Annotated in this window: 13 protein-coding genes; 4 read left to right on the top strand and 9 right to left on the bottom strand. The window is 35.7% G+C overall.

What is annotated here, in order from left to right; genetic code table 11:
• Window positions 1-407 precede the first annotated feature (407 nt).
• Window positions 408-2,201 (top strand): lysophospholipid acyltransferase family protein, encoded by a 1,794-nt coding sequence (locus tag H4J62_RS09225; protein WP_182214100.1) that lies wholly within the window; start codon window positions 408-410, stop codon window positions 2,199-2,201.
• 12 nt (window positions 2,202-2,213) lie between these two features.
• Here H4J62_RS09225 and H4J62_RS09220 read toward each other — a convergent pair whose 3' ends face one another.
• The 6 genes from H4J62_RS09220 to H4J62_RS09195 all read right to left on the bottom strand — a co-directional run bounded on the left by H4J62_RS09220 (window position 2,214) and on the right by H4J62_RS09195 (window position 5,793).
• A complete protein-coding gene (locus H4J62_RS09220; protein WP_182214099.1) occupies window positions 2,214-2,960 on the bottom strand; it encodes an NRDE family protein in 747 nt (248 codons plus the stop codon).
• The gene (locus H4J62_RS09215) at window positions 2,961-3,530 is read right to left on the bottom strand and encodes a hypothetical protein (RefSeq protein WP_182214097.1); all 570 of its coding nucleotides are present in this window, start codon (window positions 3,528-3,530) and stop codon (window positions 2,961-2,963) included. It abuts the gene before it with no gap.
• Between the two features lie 39 nt (window positions 3,531-3,569).
• Window positions 3,570-3,851, bottom strand: a complete 282-nt coding sequence (locus tag H4J62_RS09210) for an anti-sigma factor (protein ID WP_070374390.1) — start codon at window positions 3,849-3,851, stop codon at window positions 3,570-3,572.
• Between the two features lies 1 nt (window position 3,852).
• The gene (locus tag H4J62_RS09205; RefSeq protein ID WP_182214095.1) at window positions 3,853-4,518 is read right to left on the bottom strand and encodes a sigma-70 family RNA polymerase sigma factor; all 666 of its coding nucleotides are present in this window, start codon (window positions 4,516-4,518) and stop codon (window positions 3,853-3,855) included.
• A gap of 43 nt (window positions 4,519-4,561) precedes the next feature.
• The gene (locus tag H4J62_RS09200) at window positions 4,562-4,708 is read right to left on the bottom strand and encodes a hypothetical protein (RefSeq protein WP_157470823.1); all 147 of its coding nucleotides are present in this window, start codon (window positions 4,706-4,708) and stop codon (window positions 4,562-4,564) included.
• Window positions 4,709-5,040: 332 nt separating this feature from the next.
• On the bottom strand, window positions 5,041-5,793 hold the full coding sequence (locus tag H4J62_RS09195; protein ID WP_182214093.1) for an ABC transporter substrate-binding protein: 753 nt from the start codon (window positions 5,791-5,793) through the stop codon (window positions 5,041-5,043).
• A gap of 347 nt (window positions 5,794-6,140) precedes the next feature.
• Here H4J62_RS09195 and hflX point away from each other — a divergent pair, with 347 nt between their 5' ends.
• Window positions 6,141-7,493 carry a GTPase HflX gene (gene hflX, locus H4J62_RS09190; RefSeq protein WP_070374388.1) on the top strand — a complete coding sequence of 451 codons (1,353 nt, stop codon included), beginning with the start codon at window positions 6,141-6,143 and terminating at the stop codon, window positions 7,491-7,493.
• A gap of 170 nt (window positions 7,494-7,663) precedes the next feature.
• Here hflX and H4J62_RS09185 read toward each other — a convergent pair whose 3' ends face one another.
• Window positions 7,664-9,337, bottom strand: a complete 1,674-nt coding sequence (locus H4J62_RS09185) for a DUF342 domain-containing protein (RefSeq protein ID WP_182214091.1) — start codon at window positions 9,335-9,337, stop codon at window positions 7,664-7,666.
• A gap of 321 nt (window positions 9,338-9,658) precedes the next feature.
• Here H4J62_RS09185 and H4J62_RS09180 point away from each other — a divergent pair, with 321 nt between their 5' ends.
• Window positions 9,659-10,882 carry an EAL and HDOD domain-containing protein gene (locus H4J62_RS09180; RefSeq protein WP_182214090.1) on the top strand — a complete coding sequence of 408 codons (1,224 nt, stop codon included), beginning with the start codon at window positions 9,659-9,661 and terminating at the stop codon, window positions 10,880-10,882.
• 91 nt (window positions 10,883-10,973) lie between these two features.
• Here H4J62_RS09180 and H4J62_RS09175 read toward each other — a convergent pair whose 3' ends face one another.
• Complete coding sequence (locus H4J62_RS09175; RefSeq protein WP_182214088.1) at window positions 10,974-12,230, bottom strand: Y-family DNA polymerase; 1,257 nt, start codon at window positions 12,228-12,230, stop codon at window positions 10,974-10,976.
• Window positions 12,218-12,631, bottom strand: a complete 414-nt coding sequence (locus tag H4J62_RS09170; protein ID WP_146801079.1) for a LexA family transcriptional regulator — start codon at window positions 12,629-12,631, stop codon at window positions 12,218-12,220. Before H4J62_RS09170 ends, H4J62_RS09175 begins: the two co-directional genes overlap by 13 nt.
• Before the next feature lie 151 nt (window positions 12,632-12,782).
• Here H4J62_RS09170 and H4J62_RS09165 point away from each other — a divergent pair, with 151 nt between their 5' ends.
• Window positions 12,783-13,397: a PolC-type DNA polymerase III gene (locus H4J62_RS09165; protein WP_182214087.1), complete on the top strand. Its 615-nt coding sequence runs from the start codon at window positions 12,783-12,785 to the stop codon at window positions 13,395-13,397.
• Window positions 13,398-13,462 lie beyond the last annotated feature (65 nt).

Below are 13,462 nucleotides of genomic sequence, written 5' to 3'. Positions count from 1 at the left end.
TCATATTCCCTCATTAACAACATAGCGTGTCAGCATTATTAGTTGTTTTATAATCTTAGTTAAAATTAAGTAAAAAGCTCGTTTTTATGAAATTTATTTAACAACAATATGCGAGATAATGACTATAGTTAACTAAACCTTATCAGATGCTTAAGTTATAAATACCAATAATACACCTAAAGACTATATTCCTTTGTCGAGGGGGCGGGATCATAGGCTAATCCAAGTGTGTTATAGCTCTTATTGATAAATTCAGCCTTTGTGTGATAAAACATTATAAGTACTTTAATTTTTTAGTGAAATTTGTAACCTTTATCTTGCGTGTAACATCTAAAATAGTATCAAAAGTTAACGGGGAAGCCCTTCGATCGCGTTAATATAATCATTTCCTTATAACTGAAGACTTTATGAACAATGAACCACTAGAAAAACCTTATTCAGATTTACGCCTTGCGGCTATGGCGCCTAATACATTGCTGGGCACAATGCTTAAAATTACCGGGCCTTTTTGGGATAAGTTATTAGGGATAAGTAAACTGCGCAGGGTTTATGAGTCTTGTGAATTATCTGGATTAAACAAACAAGAATTTTCACAAAAATTACTCAATGGTTTAGGTGTTCAGGTTTCTGGTATTAATGGTGTTTTGGCAAAAATACCGCAACGTGGCCGTTGTATTATTGTCTGTAACCATCCTTATGGCATGATTGAAGGGGTTATTATTGCGTATTTATTAACCGAGGTTCGTGCTGATACTAAGGTCATGGCAAACGTCGGCTTAACAATATTTAAAGAAATTAAAGATTACTTTATCTTTGCTAATCCATTAAAGCCTAAAGCTTTGATCAATGGCTTGGCAATAAAACAATGTTTTCGACATCTCGAAAAAGATGGCTTGTTGGTCATATTTCCAGCAGGGCGTGTTTCTTTTTTTCAAGCGGATAAACAACGAATTGCCGATGCTGATTGGAATCGACTCGCAATTAAGCTTGCCACAAAAACCGACTCGCCTATCTTACCTGTTTTTATATCAGGTGCTAATAGCAAACTTTTTCATAATATGGGGAGAGTTTATTATCGTTTTCGACTACTAATGTTAGCGCATGAAATGTTTAAATTACAAGCACATAACATCGCTTTAAAAACCAATAATCTGCTCACCATAAAGCAACTTAATGAATTTAATGGTACTAAAAGAATGAATGATTTTGTCCGCTTACAATGCTATTTAAACGATGATAACTATTTTAGCCCTTGGCTTGAGCATGAGCAAAGAACATCATTTGAAGCGGTTATTCCTATGGTGGATAAAAAAGTAATGAAAAAAGAGCTTGCTCAACTGCCTGAAATACAACACTTATTAGATTTTAAGTCATTCTCTGTCTATTATGGTTATCAACAACAAATTCCACATTGTGTAGAAGAAATTACTCGATTACGGGAAATAACGTTTAGAACTTTAGATGAAGGGAGTGGTGAAGCGTGCGATACCGATAAATTTGATGCAACGTACATGCATTTATTTATTTTTGATCATAAAAATGAAGAGATTATTGGTGCCTATCGAATAGGACAGACCGACCTTTTACAAAAAAATGGCGATGTATCAAAACTTTATCTTGCGCAAATGTTTGATTTTGCGCCTGAGTTTATTAATCAACAACAACCTTGTTTAGAAATGGGCCGCTCATTTATCATTGCTGCGCACCAAAACAGTTTTCATGGCTTACTGTTATTATGGAAAGGCATTGGCGCTTTTGTCTGTCAAAACCCACATTACCGAACATTGTATGGCACGGTATCATTAAGCAAACTATATGATCCTCGCTCAGTTGCCTTAATTGATGAAATTATGGTGACAGATAAAGAGGGCGTTAGCGCTAAAAAATCCTTTGCCGGGCAACTTCATCCAGAAGTAAAAGATTTTATTAGCGCAGCACCTGTCTCTTTAAATCAGTTGTCGGCATTAGTGATGGGCATCGAAGAAGACGGTAAAGATGTCCCGGTATTATTGAAACAATATTATAAGTTAGGGGCTAAATTTCATTGCACGGGCATAGATGTTAATTTCAATGACACGCCAGGCTTGTTGCTTAGTGTTAATTTACCAGCTGCACCTGACAAGCTATTAAAACTTTATTTAGGTTCATCTAAAACCGCGTATATAAATTATGCTAAAAGTGGTGAGTTAAGTGCCATTTGAGAATAATAAATATTAAGCGAATTCAATGCTCTCTTCTTTTGGAGACAAAACTGTGTGAGATTTTTGTACAACATTATCAAAGTACTCAAAACAAATTTCACTTTCTTTAGCGAGACAAGTTTTTATTGATAAGTGAGATATACTGACTGTTCTCGCATCTTCTCTTTGCATATTAACCGCATATTTACCGTCTTTTTCTGTCGAAAAATGAAAATCTTTGTGTTGCTTTGATAATAATTCTTTACCATTAACAGACTGTTCAAAGCGATCTTCTCTCTTTTGGCGCACGTCAATAAAATCAAGACTTGATGATGTTATCGGTAAGTCAGCCTTACCATCAACGCTTACCTCAATCAGTTGCTTACCATTCCACTTTACGCAGTGAATTTTTGGTTTTTTAATCGATAAATCTTCAGGGAAAATGCACAGTTGAAAAGGTTGGAAAACCTTTAGATCCATAGTTTCTAATTGCTCAATAACACTCGTTTGGTTTTGCAGCAAAGAAAGAATAAGTTGTCCACGACTGATCACGTTATCGTGATTATTAGCCGGTGCTTGATAATTATTTAATAAAGCGAGCGATAAGCCTTTTTTGCTGACAGCTATCCATGTACCCGCACCAACAGGGTCTACGGGATAAATGGCGCCACTTATTGGATAATATTTAGGGGGAATAGCTAACAAGCGAGAACGTTGTTCATCACGATTGAAAAATAACTCATAACCATTATCATTGAGTAAATACGTTAACGTGCACATTTAATTAATCACAGATAAAAGTTTATTTTTACTTTTAGCATCAGTAGATTGTTCATTACACTGTCTTAAAAAAGTTGCTGTAGCAGGCGCCAAGCCAAAATCTTGGGGTAATTCGGTTGCTTGTAGCGCATTTTTTTGAGCAAAAGTTATCTGAGCAATCATCGCATAGTGATGAACAGCATGGCTACCGACAAAAACTAATTCTCTAGCAACAGAGGTTTGTAGTTTTTGTATATTTTTATTGGTTACCGATACTTCTGTCGCTAATGTTATCACTTGATTGAGCTTGTCTTCGGACATGCCTTGAATCCAATTAGCTATTTCATTTAATTTAGCGATAGCAAGTTCAGGAGATAACTCTATTTGGCCACCACGCATCCTAAGATCATAGTTAATCAACTTATTTTCAATACCTGACATTATCGCTAAATAATGATCAATAATATGCCGCATATGGGTGCCTGCAGAACTGATAAAGTTAGGTTGAACGATTTGTGTATAATTTTTTTTAGAGACAGTATTAAGATACAACTGACCTTGTTCAATAATTTCTAATTGACTGATGATCATTCTTTTTTAAATTTCCAATAGTAAAATTAATAAAATGAACTATTTAGACGTTCGACTCTTTAAGATAGCTTGTATAAGATCTTCTGGGACCTCTGGGCTCTGCTCAGCTTTAATAAACCCTGTTTGAGAAAGACGAATGGCATTTTTATAGCCCTCTAAGTAATCTCTGCATTCTGGGCACATACTTAAGTGCAGTTTAAATTTAAAGCTTTCAATGTAAGATAAATTACCGCCATGAAAATCATATAGAAAATTGTCAACCTCTTCGCAGGTCAACATACCTGGCATGTGCTGGGCTATTAATCGCTTAATCATTAACATATCAGTTTACCTTCCAATTTTTTTCTGCGTTCTTTATGTCTTCCTGTTCTAAAATAGTTTTTAAAAGTAACCTAGCTCGGTGTAATTGAGTTTTCACTGAAGCTTCAGATATTGCTAAAATTTCAGCCGTTTCTTTGGTACTTAGTTCTTGGATGTCTCTAAGCAGTAAAACGTTACAATATTTCTCAGGAAGTTGGTAAATAATATTATTAAGCGATAATTTTGCTTCACCTTTTTCAAATAGCATTTCAATATTATTATTTAGGTTATCGTTTAAGCTATGGCCTAAATTATCGGCAAATTGCGTACGCTCTCCATAGTCATTGTATTGCTGATAAAATGTTTCTATTGAGGTAGTGTTTTGCCTTTTTCTTTGTCGAAGCATCATTAGCGCTTCATTTACCGTAATACGGTGCAGCCAAGTCGACAGGTTTGAATTTTTTTTAAAAGAGGTGATATTGTTAAAAACTTGAATGAAGGCTTTTTGTAAACACTCTTGTGCATCGTCATCGGTGGGAAAAAAGCGCCATGCAAGGGTATACATTTTTGCGCTGTATTGACGTACTAATGCCTCGTAAGCGAAAGCATTATTATTGATCAGCCCCTCAACTAGTTCATCTTCTTTATCGATATCTTGGCTTAAAGTAGCGGAAGATTGTTTTTTCAAAAAAGTTGTAACCTTTTTAATTTTAGCGCATCAACTAACTAAGTTAACGAATAATTAATTGAAAATCACTATTTAATTTTAAGGCTGTTTTTTTAGTGTCATTAATGTTCACGATAATAGTAGCAGCCGTTACGGTACCTTGGGATGATGGCTGGTAAGCGATAACAGACCCAAGTGCACCTTTACCCATGAAAGAGTTATTGACCTCTAATAAATTAGTTATCGTAAAAGAAGTACTACAAAGCACGCTCATTATGATTATATAACGCTAAGCGGCAGTGTGGTGATGTTAAATAACGGTATTGCGTTTTCTGTAACCTGTTACTATTCGTCTTATTTATTATGGGTGGACTTTAACTGATAATAGGTAATAGGTAATAGATAAAAAGTGTTAACAGGCTTAAAGCAAAATTGCTTACGGGCACTTGATTACAGCAATTGAGTTGAAATATAAGATACTCTACCTTGTCTCTATTGCGTAATATAAAGCATTGTTATTGAGTCATCATAAGTCCCTGCAACTTACTTTTGCATTTCATGGCTTGCATAAATTTTTTCTATTGAGCCATTTTGTTTTAATTCTTTGATCACTTTATTTACCGCATCTTTTAGTGACTTGTCTTTAAAAGCCATATTCGAGTAGGTAAAGGGCCATAAATAATGTATGGTAAAATTGTTACGGGCTATGCTCGCTTCATCACTATAATATTTATTATTTAAATCATACCAAAATACGTTGATATCACCGACTCTAATCACCTTTTCTCCAGAAAGCATCAGTTGAGTGGTCTCTTTAGGGTGGGCATGCTCTGAATATTTTGTATTTTCTTTTGCTATATTCTTAAATTGTTCACCAAGCAGCTCTGTAGCTCCTTGGTATGCGGCAATAGACTTTCCTTGCAAGTCACTTATATTATTAATAATTAACTGAGCTGACTTTTTCGAAACTGCTACATCTCTAAAGCGAAACACTGGCTCTGATAAGTAGGCTTTTACTTTTGAACTGGGAAAAATATTAGAAGCAACATCAATTGACTTACCATAGTTAATTTCATGTAAGATCCGGTTATTACTCATGGGGATGTATTGCACTTTATATTGTGGCAGCTTTTTGAATATTTCATCAATGATTTCAACAAATAAGCCTTGTGTGCCTTTTTCAATAAAATAAGGAGGAAAGTTACCAACACCCACTTTTATGACTTGCTGCGCCGTTGACACCGTTGAGAATAAAAGTAGATAGGTAAAAAGTAGGCCGCTTAATATTTTTGACATGAATATAACACCACAACTAATTGTTCATTGATTAAGAGTGTAGTTAAATAATAGTAAATAAGGTAATTTAAATCTGTTGATATTATTAATCTTTTATTAATAAATAACAGCAAGTTTTAGGCTTTTAGTTGGCGGTGAATCATAATCGCGTGCATCATACTAAGCCGCGTTTATTCTCTTAATCGCGGGATCTGCTACCGACATCATTCAGTGATTTCTTATCAACTAAAATAAACTCGCTATTTAGTCTGCCATTGCCCTATAAAGCTTAGCTATAACAGCGTAGGATAACACTACTTTAGATAAAAACTTAGGTTTGCACTTCAGGTGCACTAACATAAATAATTATGCAACTAACAGCAAAAGCATCACTTACTAACGCTTTACTTATTTCTATTTGCACACCGCACTTTAAAGGTGATGAAGCAACAGAATCACTTGCAGAGCTTGCGCGCTTAGTGACAACACTTGGCTTCAAAGTGGTTGGCACTCAATCTCAAAAGCAGAGTTCGACTAAGAAAGTTAATGTACTGGGCTTGGGGAAATTAGCTGAAATAGCTCACCTTACGGGTAACCAGGGTGTCGTTGAAGGCTTAGATGACGCTGATGATTTACTCGATGAAACTGACATTTCTGCTGTGCCTTCAGATATCCCATCAGAAAACCTGCCTTTTGGTTGTGCAGATGTCGTGGTCTTCGATTGTGACTTAAGTCCATCTCAACTGCGTAACGTCGAAAATCAGTTAGGCGTAGAGGTGTTTGATCGCACCGGTATTATTATTGAAATATTTAGTCGTCATGCGCGTACTAAAACAGCAAAACTACAAGTTGAAATTGCTCGTCTTAATTATGTAGCACCACGACTTCGTGAAACATCATGTGGTGATAAAGAACGTCAGATGGGTAAAGGTGCAGGTGAAACAACACTTGAACTTAACCGCCGAGCAGTACGCGACCAATTAGCCGACCTTAAACGCGAATTGGTCAGTGTTCAACATGAAATGAAAGGCCGACGTACTCAACGTTCTGAGCTTTTTTGTGTGGCATTGGTGGGATATACTAATGCGGGTAAATCATCAATGATGCGAGCGATTACCGGTAGTGATGTTGTTGGCGAAAACAAACTTTTTGCAACACTTGATACCACAGTTCGTGCACTATACCCAGCCACACAACCACGGATATTAGTGTCAGACACGGTTGGATTTATTAAAAAGTTGCCGCACGATTTGGTTGCCTCATTCCATTCAACCTTAGCCGAAGCTCATGATGCTTCGTTACTCTTATATGTGGTTGATGCTTCGGATGCTTCCTTTCGTTCACAACTCGATGTCGTGCACGAAGTGCTGGCAGAAGTCGGTGTTGAAGACAGTAAGAAATTACTGGTACTCAACAAATCTGATCAACTTAGTATTGAGCAACAACAAGCACTGATGGAAGAGTTTCCTGATGCTATGATCACCTCTACTCGAAATCCTCTTGATATCACTAAGCTGCATAAATATATTGTTAACGCAGCGCAGGACGATATGATTGAAGATGAGATTATTATTCCTTATACCGCTAAAGGTATCATAGGTGAAATTCGATCGAGCATGAGTGTTACCAAGGAAGACTATGAGTATAGTCACATTAAACTTACAGTACGCTCAAACGCGATTGATTTAGAGAGATTAAAAAAGCGTATGCAGAACTTATAAAGTGATGGCTGTGCTGTTCATTAATTTGAGCAATGTCTGTGGTGACCCCGGTGATTTATTGCTGAGTCATTAATGTTCTGGGATTATACACGGATAAATATTTAAAAATCTAAGGTTTCTCTAGTGAATCAGTATGGTGTTCGAAGGTTAATTCATTTAAGTTATTTCAATTAATTAACTATTGGCTCTATACTGATTTTATTTTCAAGCCACTTTATCTGTGTGGCTTCATGGTCACGCTTAAAAGCATAGTTTTTAGTGGCGACTTCAATATTTACACCTGAAAGTATTGATTGATATGCTGTTAGCTCAAAAATCGCTAAATGCTCATTGATATTATTCGCTTTTTCTAGCCATTCTTTATTGAGTTTACCTAACAAGTATAAGTGCTGCTTTAATGCATGGGTAATACGATTTATCTGTTTAGTATTCTCGTTATCTAGGTCGTTAGCCTTTTGTAATAATTTATATATTCTAGGTAAGCGCCTAATTATTTTATAGTTTGCTTCATCTGCACTTATTTTTAATTCTTCGACAATTTTGGGCCAATAATTGAAATTTAAATAGGTCATTGCGCCACAAGCTGAACCAAGAGTGCCTATATGAACGGAACCTCCTGTGAGTACACGGCTACCAAACAACTTTCCATCCGCTTTATCATTAGTGATATTACCCACCCATAAATCACCTTCAACTGTAATGTGGCTATGAGAAATATATTGTGTAATGTTAATATCTTTTTTACAAAAAAAATCGACATATTGTGCAAACTGCGCGCTAATATCTCCATCTGCTTTGATCATTGTACTGTTCTTTAACTCATTTTTGTCTGATATTTGTCGACCAATAATGCCCAGTGCAATCGATATATTGCCGCCTGCAGAAATTGAAGCGGTTTCAACTAACCCACCAATGACGATGTCTTCAGTTGCGGATAATTGCATACCTTCACAAACATTGCCTTGCACATAAATAGAGCCATCAAAACGAATGTTTCCGGTGCCAACATCTATATTTTCAATTTCCAGTAACTTATGCACAGCGACACTATTATCTAAATACTTGGGCATACCATCAATAGCAGCAACAAGAATGTTGTTGTTTTCATCTAAAAAAGACGAACCTTCAGACTCCTCTAAAAAACATGTTTCACCTGATACTGCATCTATAGCCGCTCCGGTTACATCAAAGCCTTTAACACCATCGGTTGGTGGTATTAGCTTAGCTAATTTTTTACCTGCTTTTACATGAATTAAATTACCTAATTCACGCATATCTACATTGCCATTTTCGAGCTTCTTAGGACACATAATTTGCTCTGCGGGGTTATCGACTAAATATTTTACGTAACCATCCTTTCCATTTCTGCTCATTTTACCTTTTGCTATTTCGGTAGATATACTTTTACCTCCTTGAAGTAACTGCCCCTCTTTTACAATATTGATGATGTTTTCTTTAATGATACCCTTGGTTATATTGTTTTCTTTTAATACATTAATAACATCAGTATTTTCAATGGCTTTACCACCATAAGCTGCGGTAAATTCTAATGTAGCTGACATATTTTCAGGCCCCAATGTGACCTTTAAATTCGCATCAACAGCATTTGCTATGATTGAACTTATACCTGTCGTCGTTTTTGATTCATCACTCTCATCACTTTTAGCCACTTCTGCTAGTAGTAACTCCATCGCCCCGTCAATCAGTAAAAAAGTAGAATATGTAGATAATTTGAATGTTGTTTGTAGTTTTTTTAAGTTAGCTTTTGGCTGTCCTTTAACAGGCGTGATGGTCATTAATAAATCTTTATCTTCGTTTTGAAGTGTTAATTTTATATCACACATATATTCTTCATTGATTTGTCTGCATTAATATCAACTTTATCATTTAAATTGAGGTTAATTGCTAATAAATAAGGTGTTTACGGCTACTGCTGTAATATTGTTTATTATTTGAATACTAATAAATTCAGCCTGTTCACTGAATTGACAAGATTAAAGTTTATCGACTCGTTTTAATCTTTCAATGCGTGTTTTTTAGTCTGCTGTCACTGTACACCTAACTAACCATACGTTGATAGGTTTTATTATGTTTTATAAGTATTTACATAGATTTTCTAGGAAGAGCAACTACTATTAAAGGACGAAATCTCATAGGTTTGATTAATGGAAATAGTATTAAACACTTTCATCGCAAGGCAAGCGATTTTAGATATAAATCTTAAAACTATCGGTTATGAATTACTCTTTAGAGACAGTTTAGAGAATGTATTTAATGGGGATTCTCCAGAAAAAGCAACCTCAAAAGTTATACTTCAAAACCATATATTGGGTGATTTAGCCGATGTTTGCCTTGGAAAATTGGCCTTTATTAATTTTGATGAGTTTACCTTATTACAAAAATCGCCTTTGCTCTTTAACCCAAAAAATATCGTGGTTGAAATTATTGAAACAGTTAACATCTCTGATGAACTCGTTTTCAATGTTGCTCAACTTCATAAAAAGGGTTATGTCATTGCGTTGGATAATTATAATTTCGAAAGTAAATGGGAAGTGTTTTTTCCATATATCTCTATTATTAAAGTTGACATTGAACAGGTTACTTTCACTCAAATAGAAGGGCTGAAAAAACGCCTATTATCAACTAATAGTCATATAAAAATAATTGCTGAACGCATTGAAACGAATCAGCAGTACCAACAATTTAAAGCGCTAGCTATAGACTATTATCAAGGCTACTTTTTTCACAAACCCGAGATAAAGTCCGGCACGTCTATATCTCCTCTAAAAATTAATTTAATTCAACTTTTTTTAGAAGCTTACAAACCACACTTAGACTTCAACCAACTGACTGAAATTATTAGCCGTGATGTAACGTTAGTGAGCGGTATATTAAAGTTGGTAAACAGTGCCGCAGAGTGTTGCAATATTGAAATCACTTCTATTAAGCAAGCTATTACCTACTTAGGAACAGATAAAATAAAGCCGTATGTTGCAATTATATCAATGTCAGCATTATCATCTGAAAGTTCACCAGAACTTTTTATCGAGTCTTTAGTACGCGCTAAAATGATGGAACTCATAACGAAAGAAAAATCATTCAGTCACCTTAATGAAAAAGCTTTTCTAACCGGAATATTGAGTAATTTAGATGCCATATTAAATTTACCCATGGCAGATATTGTAAAGAGTTTTCTTTTTTCATCTGATATCAAACTGGCGTTATCTGAGCAACAAGGTGAATTGTCAGAACTATTAACATTGGCTAAGCATTATGAAGTATCAACGAGTAAGCGTGTTACTCGTTGTATTGACAGTAATAAAATTTCTGAAACTAGATTGTTAAATTGTTATTACGACGCATTAAAGTGGGGGATGAACATCTTTTAAGGTGGTAGCCCTTTGACATTTTATATCACTAGCAACTTTATCCTTAAATATTATGAGTTCAAGGTTACAGTGACTAAACTTACGAATAACACTAACAACTAATTTTGGGAATGTCTTGCCAGTTACTCGTGTACTGTGGACTTAAAAAGTGCCGTTTCATTTGCCAGGAGTCTGATTTTCCCTCTGCGCCCAAGGTCAATGTCCCCTTACCGTAACGACTATTAATACTATCAAGACAATTCATTAGTATTGGGTTTGAATGATCAGATAAAAATAAATCAGCTTGTTGATGTTGTCTGCTTTCCAAGGCGATTGCACCGACACCACAACGATAAAAATGCACACCGGGTATAAATATTTCAGCGAGTATTAAACTGACCGCTGTAGCAATATCACAACTATTATCTGTTGCTAAAGGAAAAGTATAAACCATTGTTTGTTTATAATAATTTTCATCATGGGGGGAGCTTGAAGCGAACACGAGCAGTTTTTTGATAAGTGAAGATTGACACCTTACTTTTTTAGCGACTATCGTACTATGGGTAGTTAAGGCTGCTTGTAATGTATGTATATCTACAATACGTTGACCAAAACTACGTGTAGAGAATATTTCCCGTTTAGGTGCTTTTACATCATCCCAGCTTAAACAGCTAATCCCCTTTAATTCGTTAACCGTACGTTCAGTGATAACACTAAATTGCTTGCGCATAATTTTAGGGCACTGCATTGATAATTGATGAGCTGTGCTAATATTTTGCTGCTTTAGTCGCTGAGATATTTTATTACCAATACCCCAAACCTCATTTACCGCCATTTTTTCTAATATTTCTTTCGCACTTTGCGCGTTATCAATAATGGCAACACCCTGGTAACCGTCAAGTTTTTTAGCTGCATGATTTGCTGCTTTAGCTAAGGTTGATGTTGTGCCAAAGCCAACTCCCACCGGTAACCGAGTTTCTTTCCAAATAGCACGTCTTATTTCATGGCCGTATTGGTGCCAATCTTTAATAACGCCACTATAGTTTTTAAAATGTAAAAATGACTCATCAATTGAGTAAATATATTGGTCATCACAATACCTAGCAATAACATTCATCATTCTTTCACTTAAGTCAGCATATAGCTCGTAGTTGGAAGAGCGTACCACTACACCATGCTTATGTAGTAAGTCCTTTATCTTAAAATAGGGGGTGAATTTTGGAATACCCAGCCGTCGAGCAATAGGACAAACAGCACAAATGCAGCCGTCGTTATTCGTTAAAACAACAACGGGCTTGTTTCTTATGCTCGGGTCGAAGACTTTTTCTGCGCTGGCATAAAAAGATACTGCATCAACTAATGCATACATGCGGTTAATTCAGGAGCTTGATGATGGAGTCGAATAGAGCGAGTAACAATACCTTCTAATTGAAAGTCGTCTTCGGGCTTGATGCTAACTGGCGCAAAATCTTTAGACGCTGATAACAGCCGAGCTTGCTTTTTATCAATCAACTTACAGACAAAGCAGCCATTGTAATTTGCCACGATGACATCACCATTTCTGGCGGTGAGTGAGCGATCAACGATAAGTAAATCACCATCAAAAATGCCCACACCCTGCATGGACTCACCAGATGCTTGGCCAATAAATGTGGCATTAGGATGCCTAATAAGAAGTTTATCTAATGATAACCCCAGTTCTTTATACTCGGCTGCGGGTGATTCAAACCCTGAAATACCTGCTTCAATGTAAATAGGAATAACTTTCATTACTTAAATCTCACCTGTGTTTTTATACAGTATAGTTTCTAAGTTGATTATTGAACAGAATAATTTAACATTGCTTACGAGTAATGATTACTTTCATTTTGAAATATAGCCGTTAAAATCAGCGCTGCATAAATTTATAGGGTTAACTTAGATGCATGAAAATGCCAATTCGTTAGTGGTACTTGATTTTGAAACCACAGGACTATCACCCAATCAAGGTGATAGAGCGATAGAAATAGGTGCGGTTAGAATTGTAGACGGTAAGGTTACCGATAAATTTCAATCATTAATGAATCCTGGTTTTAGGATCAGTGGTTTTATTGAGCAATACACCGGAATATCTAATCAGATGCTTGCTAAGGTCGGCTCTTGTGGTGAAGTGATGGCACGATTTGCCGATTTTCTGGGGGACGATAATTTACTTGCCCATAATGCTTCCTTTGATCAAAAATTCTTGGACGCTGAGTTTAATAACATTAATCGAAAATACTTTGGGCAATTTATTTGTTCATTACTTGTCTCTCGCAGAATCAATATAGACGCACCTAATCATAAATTAGGTACGCTTATTCGTTATAAAAATATTCCATCAGATGGGGCTTTTCATCGGGCGTTATTTGATGCTGAGATGACGGCAAAATTGTGGTTGTTGATGCTTGATGATATTGAAGAAAAAATTAACCACGAGTTTGTACCTTTTGCATTAATACAGAAGTTATCAAAGACAGCAAAAAGTGACGTAAGTAAGCTGTTAACTAAATGGTAATTTATCTTGTTGGTTTTTAATTTTTTATCTCAGGTATACTCACAGTTCAACGTTTATTAGAGTTA

It is taken from the genome of Colwellia sp. BRX8-5, from assembly GCF_014077325.1.
Classification (GTDB): domain Bacteria; phylum Pseudomonadota; class Gammaproteobacteria; order Enterobacterales; family Alteromonadaceae; genus Colwellia_A.
The sequence above is the reverse complement of the archived record's forward strand: the minus strand, read 5'-3'. Positions and strand labels throughout refer to the sequence as shown.